Origin of the sequence: Brevibacillus laterosporus DSM 25, assembly GCF_002706795.1 — a bacterium.
Classification (GTDB): domain Bacteria; phylum Bacillota; class Bacilli; order Brevibacillales; family Brevibacillaceae; genus Brevibacillus_B; species Brevibacillus_B laterosporus.
Genome location: NZ_CP017705.1, coordinates 1698959 through 1718605 on the forward strand (window position 1 = coordinate 1698959; position 19647 = coordinate 1718605).

The 19647-nt window shown below is 43.4% G+C and carries 18 protein-coding genes and 1 other RNA gene; 3 read left to right on the forward strand and 16 right to left on the reverse strand.

The genetic code is table 11. The features are described 5' to 3' along the window. Nucleotides 1-12: 12 nt before the first annotated feature. The 3 genes from BrL25_RS08140 to BrL25_RS08155 all read right to left on the reverse strand — a co-directional run bounded on the left by BrL25_RS08140 (nucleotide 13) and on the right by BrL25_RS08155 (nucleotide 3743). On the reverse strand, nucleotides 13-1164 hold the full coding sequence (locus tag BrL25_RS08140; RefSeq protein WP_018670238.1) for a TIGR02678 family protein: 1152 nt from the start codon (nucleotides 1162-1164) through the stop codon (nucleotides 13-15). After that, nucleotides 1157-2659, reverse strand: coding sequence for a TIGR02677 family protein (locus BrL25_RS08145; RefSeq protein WP_018670237.1), 1503 nt, complete (start codon nucleotides 2657-2659; stop codon nucleotides 1157-1159). Before BrL25_RS08145 ends, BrL25_RS08140 begins: the two co-directional genes overlap by 8 nt. Before the next feature lie 712 nt (nucleotides 2660-3371). Beyond that, entirely contained in the window at nucleotides 3372-3743 is a 372-nt protein-coding gene (locus BrL25_RS08155; protein WP_018670236.1) for an IS5/IS1182 family transposase, read from the reverse strand. Between the two features lie 97 nt (nucleotides 3744-3840). On the opposite strand from BrL25_RS08155, the gene BrL25_RS25575 reads away from it, so the two are divergent. Together BrL25_RS25575 and BrL25_RS25580 are read left to right on the forward strand one after the other, a co-directional pair. Further along, nucleotides 3841-4314 (forward strand): recombinase family protein, encoded by a 474-nt coding sequence (locus BrL25_RS25575; RefSeq protein WP_236847817.1) that lies wholly within the window; start codon nucleotides 3841-3843, stop codon nucleotides 4312-4314. 116 nt (nucleotides 4315-4430) lie between these two features. Continuing rightward, nucleotides 4431-4814 carry a recombinase zinc ribbon domain-containing protein gene (locus tag BrL25_RS25580; protein ID WP_236847814.1) on the forward strand — a complete coding sequence of 128 codons (384 nt, stop codon included), beginning with the start codon at nucleotides 4431-4433 and terminating at the stop codon, nucleotides 4812-4814. Between the two features lie 354 nt (nucleotides 4815-5168). Here BrL25_RS25580 and ssrA read toward each other — a convergent pair. The 4 genes from ssrA to secG all read right to left on the reverse strand — a co-directional run bounded on the left by ssrA (nucleotide 5169) and on the right by secG (nucleotide 9220). Next, nucleotides 5169-5523: a transfer-messenger RNA gene (ssrA, locus tag BrL25_RS08165) on the reverse strand. A 189-nt stretch (nucleotides 5524-5712) separates the two neighbouring features. Continuing rightward, on the reverse strand, nucleotides 5713-6186 hold the full coding sequence (gene smpB / locus BrL25_RS08170) for an SsrA-binding protein SmpB (RefSeq protein WP_018670235.1): 474 nt from the start codon (nucleotides 6184-6186) through the stop codon (nucleotides 5713-5715). Between the two features lie 105 nt (nucleotides 6187-6291). Beyond that, entirely contained in the window at nucleotides 6292-8793 is a 2502-nt protein-coding gene (rnr, locus tag BrL25_RS08175) for a ribonuclease R (RefSeq protein WP_018670234.1), read from the reverse strand. Between the two features lie 184 nt (nucleotides 8794-8977). Continuing rightward, on the reverse strand, nucleotides 8978-9220 hold the full coding sequence (gene secG / locus BrL25_RS08180) for a preprotein translocase subunit SecG (RefSeq protein WP_018670233.1): 243 nt from the start codon (nucleotides 9218-9220) through the stop codon (nucleotides 8978-8980). Between the two features lie 419 nt (nucleotides 9221-9639). Between secG and BrL25_RS08185 the strand changes: the two genes are divergently transcribed. Continuing rightward, nucleotides 9640-10041, forward strand: coding sequence for a c-type cytochrome (locus BrL25_RS08185; RefSeq protein ID WP_018670232.1), 402 nt, complete (start codon nucleotides 9640-9642; stop codon nucleotides 10039-10041). A gap of 107 nt (nucleotides 10042-10148) precedes the next feature. Here the strand turns inward: BrL25_RS08185 and BrL25_RS08190 are convergent, their stop codons facing one another. The 9 genes from BrL25_RS08190 to BrL25_RS08230 form a co-directional block, all read right to left on the reverse strand. After that, nucleotides 10149-10691 (reverse strand): DinB family protein, encoded by a 543-nt coding sequence (locus BrL25_RS08190; RefSeq protein WP_018670231.1) that lies wholly within the window; start codon nucleotides 10689-10691, stop codon nucleotides 10149-10151. Between the two features lie 64 nt (nucleotides 10692-10755). Next, nucleotides 10756-11697 (reverse strand): helix-turn-helix transcriptional regulator, encoded by a 942-nt coding sequence (locus BrL25_RS08195; RefSeq protein WP_018670230.1) that lies wholly within the window; start codon nucleotides 11695-11697, stop codon nucleotides 10756-10758. A gap of 156 nt (nucleotides 11698-11853) precedes the next feature. After that, on the reverse strand, nucleotides 11854-13143 hold the full coding sequence (gene eno / locus BrL25_RS08200; RefSeq protein WP_018670229.1) for a phosphopyruvate hydratase: 1290 nt from the start codon (nucleotides 13141-13143) through the stop codon (nucleotides 11854-11856). A gap of 28 nt (nucleotides 13144-13171) precedes the next feature. Beyond that, nucleotides 13172-14710: a 2,3-bisphosphoglycerate-independent phosphoglycerate mutase gene (gene gpmI, locus BrL25_RS08205; RefSeq protein WP_018670228.1), complete on the reverse strand. Its 1539-nt coding sequence runs from the start codon at nucleotides 14708-14710 to the stop codon at nucleotides 13172-13174. Nucleotides 14711-14723: 13 nt separating this feature from the next. Then, on the reverse strand, nucleotides 14724-15479 hold the full coding sequence (gene tpiA / locus BrL25_RS08210; protein WP_018670227.1) for a triose-phosphate isomerase: 756 nt from the start codon (nucleotides 15477-15479) through the stop codon (nucleotides 14724-14726). Between the two features lie 35 nt (nucleotides 15480-15514). Beyond that, the gene (locus BrL25_RS08215) at nucleotides 15515-16696 is read right to left on the reverse strand and encodes a phosphoglycerate kinase (RefSeq protein WP_018670226.1); all 1182 of its coding nucleotides are present in this window, start codon (nucleotides 16694-16696) and stop codon (nucleotides 15515-15517) included. A gap of 117 nt (nucleotides 16697-16813) precedes the next feature. Next, nucleotides 16814-17818, reverse strand: a complete 1005-nt coding sequence (gene gap, locus BrL25_RS08220; protein ID WP_018670225.1) for a type I glyceraldehyde-3-phosphate dehydrogenase — start codon at nucleotides 17816-17818, stop codon at nucleotides 16814-16816. A gap of 330 nt (nucleotides 17819-18148) precedes the next feature. Continuing rightward, nucleotides 18149-19192, reverse strand: a complete 1044-nt coding sequence (locus BrL25_RS08225) for a sugar-binding transcriptional regulator (protein ID WP_018670224.1) — start codon at nucleotides 19190-19192, stop codon at nucleotides 18149-18151. A gap of 154 nt (nucleotides 19193-19346) precedes the next feature. Then, the gene (locus BrL25_RS08230; protein ID WP_018670223.1) at nucleotides 19347-19646 is read right to left on the reverse strand and encodes a glutaredoxin family protein; all 300 of its coding nucleotides are present in this window, start codon (nucleotides 19644-19646) and stop codon (nucleotides 19347-19349) included. Nucleotide 19647: the final 1 nt, after the last annotated feature.

Here is a 19647-nt window from a genome sequence, read left to right on the forward strand (position 1 = left end):
TATCACCTCCGTTTATATAGATTGAGATACGTATTCCCCTGTAACGCGGCCCGCAGCGGAATAAAATACAACCTGCTTGTCCGTAAGCGCATCCGCCATATGAAAGTAAGACATATACTCCATAACTTCTCTCCAAATGACGGTGACAGGCCGTTCCGTAAACGATTTGGTCCACCCATGGCTATGCAGATCTTTGATCTCTTGAAACCATTTGATCGCCTCATATTCCGAACATAGAACACGGCCGTTATGGTCAAGAGCTACTTCTTGGCTGTTTACCTTATCCCAAATGAGGGTTGCATATTGCACGGCTGCATTTGAAATCTGATCATCTTTGGGATAATAGTCACCGTAACGGTTTTCTGCATGGGTGAGCATCGTCGTGCGATGGTACCGTTCGAGTTGCCAATATTCAAACGGTCCTGAAATCATTTCGTTCAGTCTCTCTAGCTCTTCCCTCTCTTCCAGAAGCTTGACTTCCTCTGCTGACAGTTCGTCATCATATACGGCCGATTCTAAAAAGAATCTGCGCAGGAGCCGTTGTCTCGGGGTTGTGCCATTGGCAATCTCTTTCGCAATGTACTCTTCCAACTGACTACGATTTTGGATTTTGCTGAGATCAAAGAAGTAAAGCGGTGCGAAGTGACGAAAATAAGGCGTGGTCTGAAACAAAACATCATACCTTTCATCGTCTCGAAACCCGTCGATGTCACGGTCCACGACATAGACGAGCCTCAATTCCACGCAATGCTGCAGAACATCTGCAAAGGCCCTACGGTGCGAACGTTCCTCCCAGGCGAAAGGAACGGCTTCTTCAGGATAATACATACGGATGGCATCACAAGCGTTATGCAGCGTAAACTGCTTGTCTTCCCCGTTGTCTTCCAAGAAAGCAAGGAAGCAGCAAAAAAACAAATAGTGGAGCGACGTCGTAAAGTCGCCAATGCCCATAAACGGCTTTGTCGAGACGGGAATTTTCTCTAGTTTGATAAACTCATTACGCAGGAGTAAACGATAACCGAAGTATTCGCGCACCATGTCGGCAATTTCCGCTTTTCGAGCGAGAATCTGAAAATACAGGTCCGCCTGCGTGTCCCGATGAATCCAGTGGTAATGAAACAGGGCTTCAATGCATTCCTGAAGCACCAACCGATCTTTACCCATGCTGTTCCTCCATAAACACGAATTCGTAATCATTCATCGTCAGTGTACCATCAGTGGAACGCAGGCGAATACGCTTGCTGGAACGTAACCTAAGATAAAATCGGCGCCCGTCTTCCGTTCGGCTTTTTAAGCCTTTTGTAATCATGGCTTGTCCCAACAACTCAAGTAGCAGATCTCGCACTTCGGGATACACGACACCGATCTCATCCAGCGTAATTTTTCCGTCCTTGATCAGGCTGTTGAATTGCTCTTGCACCATCCGCGTTTTCTCCAGATGTTCCTGAACCAGAGACATCTGTGCTAAGGGATCTTCGTATACAGGCAGTTTGGTGCGTCCGTTGCGGTTCCCAGGCGTCTTTTTGTTGAGCGGCTGTTCGAATGGAACACATTCCCACACGTGCTTAGTGTTATCATCCTCAGATTTACGTGGGACTAAGAAATGTTTTGTGGTGGAAACGCCAAACATCGCGCCAGCAATAACATGACAGTCCCGCAAGTCCGAAGTGTTCGCAAAAATACGGGCCAGCTCCAAATAGTCATTCTTGCGGCTTTTAAAGTAGTTGAATTTATCGCTGATCTGATCTGCAATCCGTACAATTTTTTGGATGGTGCCGCGGGTTTGCTCGATGAGAAATCGGGAACTCGCTTTGCGGCCATTGATCTCCACGAACCACCCTTTAAAACCGAGCCATTCTGCCCTTCTTCGCTCGGAGGCAAGCTCCACCTCAAACTTATCATCAATCTGCTGCTCCGCTTCGTAAGAAACAATCGCGGAAATAATGTGCCCGATCTCACTTTCATCGATGAACCCGAGGCGCTCCTCGATCAAATCTTTCTTCTCCATAATGCCGACCACGAAGTCGCTTAACAGACATACAAATTTTTCTTTGTACGGCAAAAATGACTCCGTGCGGATCAGGCGTTCATATGGTTCGCTGTTTACGTGTGACAAAAAGTCGGCGGTACCGTTGCGAAGGGCTTCAAATCGGGACATGAGGTCCCGCCAGATGTTGCGGATATCGCCCAACGTCCCATTGTCCGAAGGTCTCCACCTGCGAAGTTTGGTCAGGTCCTCTAAAATATGGTCCGCCAAAACGCGCTCGAACGATCCACCGCGGATCGCCTGCAGATTATGCTGCATCTCCTCAAGCGTACGTTCGAGTGAAATGGTATATTGCGTGACCTCATAATAATTCTTGCGTTTATAAAAATCCTCGATGCGTTGTGCATGGGATTCGTCTTGATGGACGATCAGGTTGTTCCATTTCACGAGCGCCTTGAGGTCTTCTTCCAATTCTTTCTCGGAGTAATCCTTAAAGTGAGAGCCAAACTGCTCTGACGTTACTAATTCTTGATACACATCATCCAGGAACATATAAGAGTTGTATTCCTGACGGTACTTCTGATAGAAAACGTAGCAGATTGGACGGTATCTTTCTGCTTTAGGAACAACAAGATATGTCGCCTCTTTTACGGAATTTAATAGAAGGCTCATTCGGCAATCTCCTTTCTAAGACTGATATGTATGTATCTACTCTGGAATCTTAGGATCAGAAACATTTTCGCCACTTCAAAAAACACCAAACCACTTCAGCTTTATTAATAGCCCATAGAGACAGATATTTGTCATGGAATGTATATTCTTATGATTTTTTATTGTTAAGTAAAGCAGTCACAACTGATACGCTAATGAGGGCGATACAGTAGCAGGCCGGATAATTCAAATTGCAACATTCTGAGAGCCCCTTCAATTGATATCAAACTTTTCCGACAACAATTTAATGGTGGTTAGGATATTTCTAGGGTGTGTTTTCAAAGCCTAAGCCAACCAAATCATAGCCGAGGCGAGCTTTAAGAAAGTGACAAAGGTACGAGGCAATTTATCGTACCGGGTCGTCAGTCGGCGATTATGCTTCAGCTTGTTGAACAAGCACTCGACCAAGTGACGCTCTTTGAACAGCCGCCCATCGGTTAGACGTTGGACGGTGCGATGCTTGCAACTGGGAATGACCACATGCGCCTACTTCTCTTCCAGCAGTGCGAAGATCTTGTTTGTGTCATACCCGTAGTCTGCCATAACGTTCTTGCCTTCGACATCCATCTTTTACAGGATCTCATAGCCCGTTACGCAGTCGTTCACGTTGCCGGTGTTCCTTCCTATTTCAACGGGTAGCCGAGTGCGTCCACGACCGCGTGGACTTTGGAGGCTAAGCCTCCCAGTGAAATTCCGATCGCTTGGAATTGCTGCCTCTTTTTGCTTTGGCCCCGTGCTGGTGAACCCGGATGATGGAGGCATCGATCATGAAGCTTTCGGCATCCGGTTCAGCGTCCCGTACTTCGAGCCGGTCGAGCAGGCCCGCTTGTTCCCAGCGGCGGAACCGCATATACACGGAATGCCACGCTCCATAATAGTCGGGCAGATCCCGCAATGCTGCTTCCGAGCGGACCACACAAAGTATCGCATTCAGCATCTGGCGATTGTCCTTCGCCGGACGTCTGCCTTGTGCCTTCCGCTCAGGTGGCAAGAGGTCTTTAAGCTTTTCCCATTGGTCGGCGCGTAGTTCGTATCGTCTTCCCATATGAAAAGTTTACCAAATTTTAAGACGCATTCAAAGTCTGAAAACACGCCCTAGCGACAACCAGCGAGACGAATCAATCGATGCTCAAAATCGAGCCATTGAGGAGTATGCCAAACTAAACAACTTCGAAATCGTAAAGGTCTACGCAGATCGAGCCAAAAGTGCTACATCGGACAAGCAACCTGAATTTCAAAAAATGATTCATGATAGCGCACTCAACCTGTTTGAATACGTAATCGTCCACAAGCTAGACCGCTTCAGACGCGACAGGTACGACAATAGCCACTATAAAAGAAAACTAAGACAGAATGGCGTACGAGTTCTGAGTGTGACAGAAAACCTGGATGACTCACCTGAGAGTATTATGCTTGAATCTGTTATCGAAGGAATGGCGGCATACTGCAGCAAAAACCTAACCCGAGAAGTGATGAAAGGCATAAAAGAAAATGCCTTTCAATACAAGCATACAGGCGGTCTCTCTCCCCTCGGTTACGACGTCGATCCAGTCTCCAAACAGTACGTCATTAGCGAGACAGAAGCTGCTCAAGTTAAAATGATCTTTTCTATGTAACTGGATGGGTACGGGTACAACAAAATCATCGATGCACCAACGCCAAAGGCTACAAAATAAAGCTGGGAAAACCTTTCGGCAAGCGTAATGGACATGCCATAAAAGACGATGAGGATGTGGTCCTCGTCCCAGACGGAATGCCAGCCCTCATCTCCCCCGAAGATTACCAGAAAGTCTTTGAAAAAATGAAAGGCAACAAGCGTTCTCCAGCAGCGTACGAGGCAACAGAAACCTATCTCCTCAGCGGCCTGATCGTCTGCGGCGAATGCCTTGAGAAACACGATCACGAGTTCGCTATGATGGACAACTCCCACCCCATCGACAGAAACAAAATGACGTACGTGACATACCGGAGTGGCAATCGAGACAGCAAAAAGAAATGTGACAACAAGGAATTGCGAAGAGAGCACATCGAAAACTTCGTGATTTCCGAACTACACGCCCAGATTTTCAATGACGATGTGATCCCCCATCTAGTCGAGCAGTTGAACGAGCATTAGAACTCGCTGAATACTGAGCGGCAGGAAGATCTGTCGGTACTAAAAGCCAAACTCCAGGAAGTCAACAAACAGCTCGACAACATCGTTTCGGCAGTTGCCCAAGGCTTCACTCAAGCGACGTTCATGGAAAAAATGACGGAACTAGAGGAGCAGAGAAACCATCTGGAGTTTAACATCAAAGAACTCGATCTGAATAACAAAAAAACAGTCATCACGGAGGACATCCTGCGGCAACTGTTTGGCATGTTCAAGACTTATGTAACTGAGAAAACATTCCTGAAATCAAGAAATTCATCGGTAGTTATGTCGAAAAGGTGATAGATATTATCTTCATGACCAAATTGTGGATTTGTTAGGTGGAGGCGGGGGGATTCGAACCCCCGTCCGAAAACAGCGATACATGAGCATCTCCGAGCGCAGTCACTCATTTAGATTTCGGTAGTGGATTCGCGGAGTGACGCGCTGACCCGCTACCTAGTCTGATTGATCTTCTTCCATCGGCTCCAGACGGAAGCCTCAGGCGTATCCCACTAAGAGTGAGTGCTAGTCACGCCACATGGGCGATGGAGTGGTAGCACCTAGCTGAGATTAGGCAGCTAGAGAAAGTTGTTTGTTGCCAGTTAATGGCTTTCCGCGTTGTTGACGAGGTCCGCAGCCCCCCGGCTCGCTTCTCATGCTCTACCATCCCCGTCGAATCCAAAACGCCCCCAGGATAGAAAGAGCAAAGAAAACTTATTCAGTTTTTCTTTACTACACAGCCTCATATAAATAAATGGCTTGTAACGATGTCTCGAATCGTTCATCGTTGTACACCTATACTACCACAGCTTACGTGAAAATCTCAATGTGGGTTACTGGCAGAGTTGGAAGAACTGCCGCCTGAAACCGTTCTTTTCCTCTAAACCTTCTGACGGTCTCTAAGCGCTCTCGCAACCTCGCGTTGGGCATCCTTTTTCTTCAGATCCTCACGCTTGTCATAATTCTTTTTACCACGGACAACAGCAAGCTCAAGCTTTGCCCAGCCGTTCTTTAGATAAATGCTAAGTGGAACAAGGGAATATCCCTGTTCACGAATCAAGCTGTTTAATTTCAGAATCTCCAAACGCTTCATCAACAAACGACGATTGCGTTCAGGTTCATGATTAAATCGGTTGCCTTGTTCGTAAGGGCTAATATGCACGTTATACAAGATAAGCTCCCCATTAACAATACGAGCAAAACTATCCTTTAGCTGCACTCGTCCGCCTCGAATCGACTTGATTTCCGTACCGGTTAGCTCGATACCTGCCTCCATCACTTCTTCAATGTGATAATCATGTCTGGCTTTTTTGTTTTGGGCTACAGTTTTTGTTCCTTTTTTAGAAACGGTCACGGAAATCACCTCATCTGAGCAAGAGTAGTACCTCTAATTTTAACAAAAATAAGACAAGAAGGCAATGGCTTTGAACTCCATTGCCTTCCTACGACTCTTCCTCATTTATCTCCGCTTACGTTTCGCTTGTTTCACCACGGAATTTCGTTTTTTCTTTTGCTTGGAGCTTACAAAATCCTCCCAAAAGCCCTTTTGTTTCGGTTCCACAGATTCCTTACCCTCTGTGTTTTCTTGCCCTGGAAGTGCTATAAAACGTCCTGCTCCGCCTTTACCGGCTGAACGACGTTGAGCATCTTTTCCACGTGTATTTGTCCCGCCGCCTTGGTTTTGTTCCTGCTTACGCTTCCGTTTAGCAGCCGCCGGACCCGCGTCTTTAAAAGGTTTCGAACGACGCTGTTTTCGATTACTACCAAGATCTTTATCTCGACCATTACCACTAATCACTTTTGCCTGACGCGATCTATTAAATCGTAGCTCACTTGGCTTTTTCATACCTACAATTTCAAAGTCAATGGTGCGTTCGTCAACATTAACAGTAGTCACACGTACCAAAACCTCATCGCCAATACGATACTGCTTACCTGTACGTTCACCAATAAGAGCATACATTTTTTCATGGTAATTATAATAGTCATCAGTTAGATAGCTTACGTGGACCAATCCTTCAATTGTGTTTGGAAGCTCTACAAAGATACCAAAGGAGGTGACACTAGAAATCACACCCTCGAACTCTTCACCAATATGCTGTAGCATGAATTCTGCTTTTTTCAGATCGTCTGTTTCACGCTCAGCATCTACAGCTACACGTTCTCGTTGCGAGGTATGTTCTGCTATGATTGGCATTTCCGCTGTCCAATATGCTTCTTCTTTTGCATCCAGCTGCTTTTTCTCCAGCCATAAACGAATCATCCGATGCACAATTAAGTCCGGATAACGGCGAATAGGAGAAGTAAAATGCGTGTAGAAATCGGTAGATAAACCAAAGTGTCCAAGGCTTTCAGCATCGTAACGGGCTTGTTTCATGGAACGAAGCAATACCGTACTAATGATTACTTCTTCTGGTGTTCCCTTGATTTCTTCTAACAATTGCTGCAATGCTTTTGGATGAACCGACGTTCCCTTACCTCGCACGCTGTATCCAAAGCTAGTGATAAATTCCATGAAGTTTTGTAGCTTTTCTTCCTTTGGATCTTCGTGAATCCGGTAAATAAAAGGGCGCTTCAGCTTATGGAAGTGCTCCGCAACCGTTTCATTGGCTGCTAGCATAAACTCTTCAATCATTTGCTCAGCTATGGAGCGTGTACGGAAGCCGATATCGGTTGGTGTACCTTCAGCATCTACATAAATCTTAGCCTCACGGAAATCAAAATCGATAGCCCCGCGTTGCATCCGTTTTTTACGTAATTTGAGACAAAGCTCTTCCATGCTTTCAAACATCGGGACTAATTCATGATATTTCTCACGTAACTCCTGATCCTGATCAACTAAAATACTGCGCACATCTGCATATGTCATTCGCTCATTGGTACGAATAACACTTAAATAAATGTCATGTGAAACAATATTAGCCCCTGCATCAAACTCAATATCACAGGTAATCGTTAGTCGATCCACTTTGGGATTTAAACTACAAATTCCATTTGATAATCGGTGTGGGATCATCGGAATGACTCGATCCACAAGATACACACTTGTACCACGTCGGTATGCTTCCTGATCTAAAACCGATTTTCCTTTTACATAATAGCTAACATCAGCAATGTGAACACCTAGACGTACATTCCCGTTCTCTAATTGCTCCAGAGAAACAGCATCGTCCAAATCCTTTGCATCTGCTCCGTCAATGGTGACCATCATACGCTCACGCAAGTCTCGTCTATCCTTAATTTCTTCATCAGAAATGTGATCAGGAGCCGCTTCAGCTTCGGCTAGCACATCATCGGGAAAGCCCTCCGGTAAGTTAAACTTTCTGATAATCGAAAGGATATCCACCCCAGGGTCGTTCTTATGCCCTAGAATCTCGGTTACTTCACCCTCAGGGTTACCTCTACCCTCTGCGTACTTCACGATCTTTACAACCACTTTATGGCCATCTACAGCCCCATTTACTGCTTGCTGTGGAATAAAGATATCTTTCCCAACCCGCTTGTCATCTGGAATAACAAAACCATAGTGCTGCTGATCCTGATAGGTTCCGACAATCGTTTTCGTGCTACGTTCCACAACGCGAATGATTTTACCCTCCAAACGACTTCCGAAGGCCTCTTTTTCCACTCGAACGAGTACCGTATCCCCGTGCATTGCTCCCTGCATATCGTTGGAATGCACATACACATCCTCTTCACCTTGTGTCTCAGGAATCACGAAGCCAAATCCTTTAGGATGGTTTTGTAGTCTACCGCGAACCAAGTTCATTTTTTCTGGAATTCCATAGCGGTTAGCACGCGTACGTACGACTTCTCCATTATCCTCAAGCTGATTCAAGGTTTTCACTAGTTGCTTAAAATTGCTTGAGCCCTGTAAGGCAAACGCTTCCTCTAGCTCATGTATTGTCATGGGATGATACGCCTGTTCCCTCATAAAGGAAAGGATATCTATATCTTTCATGTAAAAGCTCCTTTTTTCTTGATTATGTTTTAGTATGCCAAGTTATGTTCAACAAAAAACATGTTCTTATTTCGTAATACTTTCCTTACTATTGTACCCGTCATTTTTTTCTTTGTACCATCATATGTAGAAATGCGTATAAAAAAAGACAGCAACACAAATGCGTCTGCTGTCTTTTTACCATTTACTTTGCTTGAAGGAAGAATGCCAGCAAGATAGCGGATAACATAAACACTACAGCGAGAACCACTGTGATTTTACCTAAAACAGCATCCATTCCTCTTGCTTTCTGTTTACCAACAAGTTGTTCAGCTCCACCGCTAATTGCACCAGAAAGACCAGCGCTTTTACCGGATTGTAGAAGAACGACAAGAATCAAACCGATAGCGGAAACTATTAAGAAAATCTTTGCAAGTAAAGCTAGCATACCATTTCACCTCGTTACAATGTAAGTACAACCGACCCTTCATTGTCTATAATGTTTACTTTACCACAATTAAAAGGGAACAACAACTTGCTTAATTATCCTTTCCATACACTTCCAGACTATGGGTTCTCTATACAAAAAAATGCCAAGGTTTTATAATGATAAATGTCAGGTTTTTTTAGACTAATCAATCTATTGTACTTTTAATCTTTACCTTTTTTACCTATAAAAGCGCTTACGTTATCCATCATTTTGCATATGTTTCTATAATAAGGTAAGAAAACATAAGTTCTTTAAATATTGTCAGAATTGTGTACATTGTGAACTAGTGTGTCACTTTCCTTGCAAGAACACTGCTTTTCCCGTAAAATGCAAGTAGGTTTCATTCTTATATCTAGTATCTAGGAGGTTCCTTTCGCATGGCTGGTTCAAACTTTAAGAAAGACGTGAATCAAAACGACGTAGTTGACTCGGCGAAAGCATTTGGGTTCTCTTTTGGTATCTTGTTCCTCGTTTTCGTACTGTTCCTCGTAGCCTCTATTATTTATCCGCCTAAACATGGCGAAGAAGCAAAGGGCGGCGGAGCTGGTGGAACTACCAATATCAATGCTGAACAAATCGTTAAACAAAATTGTACATCCTGTCACGGTCAAAACTTGGAAGGTATGGTAGGTCCTGCACTTGCAAACATCGGCTCACAGCTTGATGAAAAAGCTATAAGTGATGTCATCAAAAACGGTAAAGGTTCTATGCCAAAAGGTATTCTTAAAGATGCAAAGGAAATATCAGCAGTATCTAAATGGTTGTCTGAAAAGAAATAATTCATTTACTCTTCCAAACACATCAACAATATATATCAGACGAGCGCCTTTATCTGATATAGTCAAAAAGCTCTGATCGTCCTAATGACGTCAGAGCTTCTTTGTTTTTATTGCTTCCTTTGTGATAAAAAAGCTTGTAGTCGCTCTTTTTGTAAAAGGTGATGGCGATAATGCATTTCCACCAAAGCATACCACTCTTGCGCATTCAATGCTCCTAAGGCTGGATGCAGCATCTTTAAATGAGATGGAATATCCTCAATCACTTCCCCCCACTTCCTCATTCTGTCCAGCACATTCTTCAAGCCTAGCACCAATTCTTCTTTCGTTGTTGGCTGAGGTGGTGTGTACTGCTTTGTAGGTGGAACATGTATTTTAATCGGTGGAAAACTACCCTGAGCAAAAACTTGAATACCTGCCTCTGTTTTTTCTCCAGATACGAGCACCACTCCCTCCTGCTGTTCGTGACAGACCTTTATGTTTTGAAGCTGCATAGTAAGAGCCGAATGAATGATATGCAAATACATCTGGCCTAAGGACCATTCGTCATCAGCAGGCTTTTGGGTTAATTCTTGTAAGTCCATTTTTTCTAGTTCATCCAAATATGTTTTCGTAAGTTCCTCGAAGCGTTGTAAAGTTTCTTTCCTATTCATAATGGATTTACCCCTCTCTGGTTTTATAGGGATATCATACTTCAGGTATCCTGACACCAGTATGTCAGTAGTGCTGTAACATTTTCTGAATTTCCTCCAACACCCGTTGTTTTAACCCTTCAGGTTGTATAACTCGGACATCAGAACCCCAGCTTAGAATCCAAGAAACGATTTCATCATAGTGACGAATCCGCAATGTCACCAGCAATCCCTGCTCTTGTTCTTCTACACTCTCTACGTAATAGTAGTTCTCTTCCTCCAAGCGTTCTGCCATGCAGGGGTCTAAAAGAATTTGTACAAAGAGATGGCGATTATCTGGTGGTACATAGGTATGTAGTTTGAAATCATCTGGTCTTTCAAATTGCTTATCCTCCAAAACTAATTCCTGCATGCGACTTAATCGAAAATGCCTAATAGACTGCCGTAGCTCACAAAACGCAAGTAAGACCCAGCTTCCATTTACCAATAGGAGTCCATATGGATCAGTTGTTCTTGCTGTCTTCTCATGAGAAGTAGTCGTAGCCTTTACATAACTAAATCGCACCTTTTTCATGTCTGCTATCGCTCGTCTCAACAAACTCATATGTTCCATTTCTTTGCCCCGAGCCTTATCTATTTTCCCCATAAGCAATCTGATATCTGCACGCGCTTTTTCTACTTCCCTGCGTACTTTTTCAGGTAAGATGGACTCAATTTTTGATTTAGAGGTTCGAGCCTTCGCTAGATAAGCTTGGTCAAAATAACGCTCAACAAATTCTGTACCTACTAAAAGAGTGACTGCTTCCTCTGGTGTAAATTGTATCGGTGGCAAAAAATATCCCTCCATCAGGGAATACCCTTGTCCTGGCGTACCTATGAGTGGAACACCTGCTTCACTTAGAGCCTGTACATCTCTATAAATGGTTCTAACACTCGTCTCAAATGTAGCTGCCAAGTCTTCAGCGCGAGCTGTTCCCCTCCTTTGTAGTTCTAGTACTATCGCCAACATCCGATCCATTTTATTCAATACAAAACTCCACCTTATCTTTAATTATTACCGATGGTTTCAATCAATGATTGTCATTATAGTATGAAATGTACACAAAGTAATCATCTATTAAAATGAGCACAAAAAAAGACATCCTTGCAAAAGCAAAGATGTCCTTTTTGTATGGTTACAAGCTTATTTTTTAAGATTGTAGAATGCTGCACGGCCACCGTAACGAGCTGTTTCACCCAATTCATCTTCCAAACGAAGCAATTGGTTGTATTTCGCAACACGGTCTGTACGGGATGGAGCACCTGTTTTGATTTGACCAGCGTTAGTTGCAACCGCGATGTCAGCGATTGTGGAATCTTCTGTTTCACCAGAACGGTGAGAGATAACTGCTGTGTAACCAGCGCGTTTTGCCATTTCGATCGCATCGAAAGTCTCAGTCAATGTACCGATTTGGTTAACTTTAACCAAGATGGAGTTAGCAGTTGCTTTTTCAATACCAGTAATTAGACGCTCAGTGTTCGTTACGAACAAATCGTCACCAACCAATTGAACTTTGCTTCCTAGACGGTCAGTTAGAAGCTTCCAACCTTCCCAGTCATCCTCAGCCAATCCGTCTTCGATAGAGATGATTGGGTATTTTGATACTAGGTCTTCATAGAAGGCAACCATTTCTTCTGTCGTTTTAACTACACCTTCACCAGTGAAGTGGTAGTTACCATCTTTGAACATTTCAGTAGCAGCTACGTCTAAAGCGATGAATACGTCTTTACCAGCTTCGTATCCAGCAGCTTTGATCGCTTCTAGGATCGTAGTGATCGCTTCTTCGTTAGATTTCAAGTTAGGAGCGAAACCACCTTCATCACCTACAGCTGTGTTAAGACCCTTATCATGTAAAACCTTTTTCAAGGAGTGGAAGATTTCAGAACCCATACGTAGAGCTTCTTTGAAAGAAGGAGCATTTACTGGCATAACCATGAATTCTTGAATATCTACTGTGTTATCAGCGTGCTCTCCACCGTTTAGGATGTTCATCATAGGAACTGGAAGAGTTTTCGCATTGAATCCACCCATGTAGTTGTACAAGGATACACCTAGAGATGTAGCTGCTGCACGAGCTGCTGCCATAGATACACCTAGAATAGCGTTAGCGCCCAATTTTGCTTTGTTTGGAGTACCATCTAAAGCGATCATAGTCATGTCGATACCAACTTGGTCAGTAGCGTCCATACCGATTAGCTCAGGAGCGATTGTATCGTTTACGTTTGCAACAGCATTTGTTACACCTTTACCTAGGTAACGAGATTTGTCACCATCGCGAAGCTCAACTGCTTCGTGTGCTCCAGTGGAAGCACCAGATGGAACTGCTGCACGGCCCATAGAACCGTCTTCTAAGTATACCTCTACCTCAAGAGTTGGGTTACCACGGGAATCAAGAATCTCGCGAGCGTAAATATCTGTAATAATTGTTGTCATATAGGTCATCTCCTTATTGTCTTATTATTTATTTAATAATAGATTTTCCTGTCATTTCTGCTGGTTGTGCTACACCTAATAGTTCTAACATAGTAGGAGACAAATCAGCAAGAATACCATCTGGTCGCAGTTCAATATCTTTTTTGGTTACAATAACTGGAACAGGGTTTGTGCTATGAGAGGTGATTGGTCTACCTTCATTTGTAAGCATCCAATCTGCATTTCCGTGATCGGCTGTGATGATAGCTACTCCGCCCTTAGCAGTAATAGCGTCTGCTACACGGCCTACGCAAGCATCAACAGTTTCAACAGCTTTAATGGTAGGTTCCATCATACCAGAATGTCCAACCATATCGCAGTTTGCAAAGTTAAGAATGATCGCATCGAAGTTTTCTTCTTCAATCTCCTTCACTACTGCATCTGTTAATTCATAGGCGCTCATTTCTGGTTGTAGATCATAGGTGGCTACCTTTGGAGAAGGAATCAAAATACGCTTCTCACCTGGGAACTCCTGCTCACGACCACCACTGAAGAAGAATGTTACATGCGGATACTTTTCTGTTTCCGCAATGCGCAATTGCTTCAGATTATTTTGAGCCAAAACTTCACCTAGCGTGTTATCTAGGTTAGTTGGTTTGTATGCTACGTATCCATCGACTGACTCAGAGAATTTCGTTAAGCATACAAAGTGTAGGCCTTTCGGATATTTCTCTCCACGGTCAAAGCCACGGAAATCCTCATTCGTGAACGCTTGGGAGGTTTGGATCGCACGGTCAGGACGGAAGTTGAAGAAGATAATAGAATCTCCATCTTCTACTTTCCCAATTGGTTGGTCATTCTCATCTACCATTACAGTAGGCATAACGAATTCATCCATCACAGATTTCTCATAGGATTCCTTTACAGCCTTGATTGCATCAGAGTAATGAGGGGCATCACCATACACCATAGCACGGTATGCTTTTTCAACACGTTCCCAACGTTTATCGCGGTCCATAGCGTAATAACGACCTTGAACAGTCGCAATTTTACCAATGCCAAGTTCATCCATCTTACGTTGTACTTCTTCAATGTAGGTAATCGCACTATCAGGAGCTACGTCGCGACCATCTAGGAATCCGTGAACAAATACATCTTCTGCGTTTTCCTTTTTTGCAAGCTCAAGCAGAGCAAGTAGATGGTTGATGTGGCTATGAACACCACCATCAGACAGCAAGCCAAAGAAGTGAACCTTTTTGTTATTCTCTTTCGCATGCTTAAATGCAGCAATCAGTGTTTCATTATCAAAAAATGCGCCTTCTTTAATGGACTTCGTGATGCGAGTAAGATCCTGATAAATGATGCGTCCTGCACCAAGATTCAAGTGACCTACCTCAGAGTTACCCATTTGTCCTTCTGGAAGACCTACTTCAAGACCAGAAGCTAGCAATGTAGCATTTGGATAATCATTCATCAAACGGTCGTAGTTTGGTTTTTTCGCTTGATTAACAGCATTACCGTAATCATTAGTGCGAAGACCAAACCCGTCCATAATAATTAACGCAACTGGTTTTGGTCTGTTAGCCATATAGCTTCCCCTCCTACTGTTGTACTCCGTTGACTAAGCCCATGTAGCCTTCAACAGTTAGACTCGCTCCGCCAACTAGTGCTCCATCAATGTCGGACTCACCCATATAGCTTGCCACATTTTCAGGTTTCACGCTACCACCGTATTGAATGCGTACTTGCGCCGCTGTATTAGCGTCAAATGCACCAGCAATTACACTACGGATGAAAGCAATTGTTTTATTAGCATTTTCAGCCGTAGAAGATTTACCTGTACCGATGGCCCAGATTGGCTCATAAGCAATTACGGTTTCTTTTACTTGCTCAGCAGTTAGACCGCTAAGAGCAGCTTCTGTTTGCGTGCGAACCACGTTTTCAGTGGTATTTGCTTCGTACTCCTCTAGGGACTCACCTACGCAAACAATTGGCTTCATGCCATGAGCAAGGACTGCTTTTGCTTTTTTGTTCACTGTTTCGTCTGTTTCGTTGAAGTATTGACGACGCTCGGAATGACCGATAATCACGTACTCAACACCTAGCTCTTTTAACATTAGTGGGCTGATTTCACCAGTGAATGCGCCTGTTTCTTCAAAATGCACATTTTGTGCGCCCAATTTATAAGAAGTACCTTTGAATTGCTCAGCTAATGCTGGCAAATTTGTGTAAGGTGCGCAGATAACTTTTTCAATTTGAGGAGTTTTATCCTCTTTTGGCAATTGAGAGGCAAACGTAGTTGCTTCTGCGATTGTTTTGAACATCTTCCAGTTCCCAGCAATAATTGGTGTTCTCATTACTTCCACTCCTCACCTTTTACATACATACCATTTTACTTGTCTTGCAACGCTGTTACGCCTGGTAGTTCTTTACCTTCCATGAATTCAAGGGAAGCTCCGCCACCAGTAGAAATGTGGGTCATCTTCTCTGCTACGCCTGCTTTTTCAACAGCGGCTACAGAGTCACCACCACCGATGATTGTCGTGCCTTGGCATTCTTCCATTGCGTTAGCAACAGCAATCGTACCAGTAGCAAAAGCGTCTATTTCAAATACGCCCATAGGCCCGTTCCATACTACTGTTTTAGAAGGAACAATTGCATCACGGTAGTTAGCCATGGTCTTTGGTCCGATATCGAGGGCCATCCATCCTTCTGGAATCGCATCAATGCTTACTACTTGCTTGTTGGCATCAGCTGCAAACTTATCAGCAACTACTACGTCAACTGGCATAAGCAAATTCACATTGCGTTCTTTTGCTTGTTCCATCAACGTACGAGCAAGATCCAGCTTATCTTCTTCACAAAGGGAAGCCCCAACATTGTAACCTTGTGCTTTGATGAAAGTGTTAGCCATTCCGCCACCGATGATCAAAGTATCTACTTTGCCCAACAGATTTTCAATTACGCCGATTTTGTCCTTTACTTTCGCTCCGCCCACAATAGCTGTGAAAGGACGCTCAGGCTTGGACAAAGCCCCACCCATGAATTGAATTTCTTTTTCCATCAACAAGCCAGCTACTGCCGGAATGTGCTGAGCGATACCCGCAGTCGTTGCATGTGCACGGTGAGCCGTACCAAATGCATCGTTTACAAACAGGTCAGCAAGGTTTGCAAAACTTTTTGCTAGCTCAGGATCGTTCTTTTCTTCCCCTTTATGGAAACGAACGTTTTCAAGAAGGATTACATCGCCTTCCTTCATCGCTTGAACAGCAGTCTCAACCTCTGCTCCAATTGAATCGTTCAGTTTTTTTACGGATTTGCCAAGAAGAGAAGCTAGATGTTCGCCTACCGCAGTAAGACGCATTTCCTCCACTACTTCACCTTTTGGACGGCCAAAATGACTAGCCAAAATGACTTTAGCATGGTTATCGATTAAATATTGAATAGTTGGAACAGCAGCACGAATACGCGTGTCGTCTGTAATTACGCCATCTTGCATTGGGACGTTAAAATCTACTCGACAAAACACACGTTTACCTGCTAATTCTATATCGCGAATGGACTTTTTGTTCACGGAAGGTACCCCCCTCAGACTTGTTACCTAACTAAATGCTTGCTTGTTTCGAGCTTATACATAATGGAAAAGGGAGAGAAGCTCTCCCTTTTCACATTACATGAAAGTTTGTATGGCTTACAGACCTTTTTCAGCAATGAATTTGCAAAGATCTACTACACGGTTGGAGTAACCAGACTCGTTATCATACCAAGAAACAACTTTAACCATGTTGCCTTCCATTACCATTGTAGATAGAGCATCAATGGAAGAAGAATCAGGGTTACCATTGTAGTCGCAAGAAACTAGTGGCTCTTCAGAGTATCCCATGATACCTTTCAATGCACCTTCAGAAGCTTCTTTAAGAGCTGCGTTTACTTCTTCAACTGTAGTAGAAGTTTTTGTTTCAACAACTAGGTCAACTACAGATACGTTTGGAGTTGGTACACGCATTGCAAAACCGTTTAGTTTACCTTTCAACTCAGGCAATACCAAGGATACGGCTTTCGCTGCACCAGTAGAAGTTGGGATAATGTTCTCAGCTGCCGCACGAGCACGACGAAGGTCTTTGTGTGGCAGGTCAAGAATTTGTTGGTCATTTGTGTAAGAGTGAACAGTAGTCATCAGACCTTTTACGATTCCGAATTTGTCGTTCAATACTTTAGCAAATGGTGCCAAGCAGTTTGTTGTGCAAGAAGCATTAGAGATTACAGTGTGAGCAGCAGGATCATATTGATCGTGGTTAACACCCATAACGATTGTGATATCTTCGTTTGAAGCAGGTGCGGAGATAACTACTTTCTTAGCTCCACCTTCAAGGTGTTTTGCAGCATCTTCACGTTTTGTGAAACGACCAGTAGATTCAACTACGATCTCAACACCTAGTTCGCCCCAAGGCAATTTAGCAGGTTCGCGCTCAGCTAGAACTTTAACTTCTTTGCCATTAACAATCAGGCTGTTTTCTTTTACTTCAACAGTAGCATTCAATTTGCCATGTACTGTGTCATATTTCAAAAGATGCGCCAATGTTACTGCATCTGTCAAGTCATTTACTGCAACAATTTCAACTGCTGGGTTGTTTAGAGCTGCACGGAATACGTTACGTCCAATACGTCCAAAACCGTTAATTCCTACTTTTACCATGTAGATAACCTCCTAAGTTCCACTCTTAGAATAATTTTTTAGAGAATCTATATCGAACCAGTTCATAGCTTACTATGACCAGACGATTACAAAACCATGTTACGAACAGAAAACCTTTATTCTTAGTATGTCAAACTTTATCCAAGCAATTCCATGCTCACCAATCTTTTTACCCTAGTTCTTTTCATGTCAAACGCGTGCTCTATTTATAACTCTCCACTTCTATCACGTTTGCCAGTTAGATCTTCACTAGGGCTGATACAAAATCAAATCCCAATGTTTAGTGTATCCCCACACAATTACAAAACATACCAAGCTGCAACTGTTATTTTAGACTGTAGTAGAGGATTGTCGGTGCTCTTCCAAAATGGCTCGAGCCGCTCCTTCATCGGTAATTAAAACGGTTTGGCATGCTTGTTTGGCAAAGGACATTATTGCTTTTGCTTTGCTACTGCCTCCACCTAAGGATAAAACTACATCGGCTCGCTTCACGTCTTCTAGGGACAAGCCAATGGTCGGCATTTTGTAAATCGTTTCTCCTGCCGCATTAAAGTAATATCCAAATGCTTCACCAACAGCACCAAGATCTCGTAGCACTTCAAGCTCTTCTTCTGTGTACTTACGTCGCATAGCCATGGCCATTCCATCACCAATTCCATGTATAACCACCCTAGTTTTGTGAAGCAATTGCATAACCTCAGCAACCTGTGCTTCTCCCAATAAAGATTGAACTACATCAGGGCTTAAACGATCAGGCACATGCAATAGATGATAGGTTCCACCTGACTTTGCTGCAAGAGAAGAAGCAATCGTATTAGCCTGCATTTCTACCTTTTCTCCAAGTCCACCACGTGCTGGCACAAATTGCACATCACGAAAGTGCGAGGAAGGCGTAACATGCTCGGCTACCGATACAATCGTGGACCCACCTGTAACAGCGACCACGTCACCTTCTTGAACTACTTGTTTTAAGATCCGGGCTCCTACTCGTCCCAACTCTTTTTTACCCCATTCAGATACGTCTACATCACCAGCAACCACAATTACTTTTGGAATATGTAAGATATGTTGTAATTGTAGAGCAAGGTCATTAAAGCCGAACAGCTCATCTGCCATTGAATCCATCTCTTTTAAAAGGTGGATTCCTTCTTCTGTACAACTCATGCCAATCGGGCTGACGTGAATTAAGCCCATATCTTTTAGGAGTTCTACTTCAGACCTGAGGATGCGCTCAGTCGTCTGCAAATTCTGCGCTAACGCCCTGCGACCGACAGGCTGCAAATGACGAATCGACTGCATAAGATCGTATCGTTTACGCAATACTTGTACGAGGTCGGGAACAAGCTTGTTTTGGATATTTAATAAAGTACGCATTCCACATTCATCCTTTTCCAGTCTCAACGGGACTAAAAAAGTCCCACACCATACAAATTATGTCCCGCAGCTTTCAAAAAAATAAGCAGAATGCTTACTCTTAATGTAGCATACACTCTGCTAACTGACAAGAAGCCAACGAAGAAATCTTAATTTATTCACATTTACCCATTTTTTCTTGCAAATGTACGCGTAGTTCCTCCTCGGTAACAACCGAATCTACAGATACAAATGTTTCAAGCCCATTTATTTCGACTACAGGAATAGTAAACATATACTTCTCTTCTAGTCGCATATCTCCAGTGATGTTCACAACTTTATACGTTATCGGAAATTCCATGGCTAATCGCTTGATATGCTCCTCAACATCATCACACAAGTGACAGCCCTGTCTTCCATATAAAACAATTACAATATTATTTGATTGTAATTGTTTGTTTGCTTCACTAGCCATC

Bases quoted from the DNA above. Each gene is read 5' to 3' on its own strand.
- BrL25_RS08140 (WP_018670238.1), bottom strand. From the start codon at position 1,164: ATGGGTAAAGATCGGTTGGTGCTTCAGGAATGCATTGAAGCCCTGTTT.
- BrL25_RS08145 (WP_018670237.1), bottom strand. From the start codon at position 2,659: ATGAGCCTTCTATTAAATTCCGTAAAAGAGGCGACATATCTTGTTGTT.
- BrL25_RS08155 (WP_018670236.1), bottom strand. From the start codon at position 3,743: ATGGGAAGACGATACGAACTACGCGCCGACCAATGGGAAAAGCTTAAA.
- rnr (WP_018670234.1), bottom strand. From the start codon at position 8,793: ATGAAAGATATAGATATCCTTTCCTTTATGAGGGAACAGGCGTATCAT.
- secG (WP_018670233.1), bottom strand. From the start codon at position 9,220: ATGCTAGCTTTACTTGCAAAGATTTTCTTAATAGTTTCCGCTATCGGT.
- BrL25_RS08185 (WP_018670232.1), top strand. From the start codon at position 9,640: ATGGCTGGTTCAAACTTTAAGAAAGACGTGAATCAAAACGACGTAGTT.
- BrL25_RS08190 (WP_018670231.1), bottom strand. From the start codon at position 10,691: ATGAATAGGAAAGAAACTTTACAACGCTTCGAGGAACTTACGAAAACA.
- eno (WP_018670229.1), bottom strand. From the start codon at position 13,143: ATGACAACAATTATTACAGATATTTACGCTCGCGAGATTCTTGATTCC.
- gpmI (WP_018670228.1), bottom strand. From the start codon at position 14,710: ATGGCTAACAGACCAAAACCAGTTGCGTTAATTATTATGGACGGGTTT.
- tpiA (WP_018670227.1), bottom strand. From the start codon at position 15,479: ATGAGAACACCAATTATTGCTGGGAACTGGAAGATGTTCAAAACAATC.
- gap (WP_018670225.1), bottom strand. From the start codon at position 17,818: ATGGTAAAAGTAGGAATTAACGGTTTTGGACGTATTGGACGTAACGTA.
- BrL25_RS08225 (WP_018670224.1), bottom strand. From the start codon at position 19,192: ATGCGTACTTTATTAAATATCCAAAACAAGCTTGTTCCCGACCTCGTA.
- BrL25_RS08230 (WP_018670223.1), bottom strand. From the start codon at position 19,646: ATGGCTAGTGAAGCAAACAAACAATTACAATCAAATAATATTGTAATT.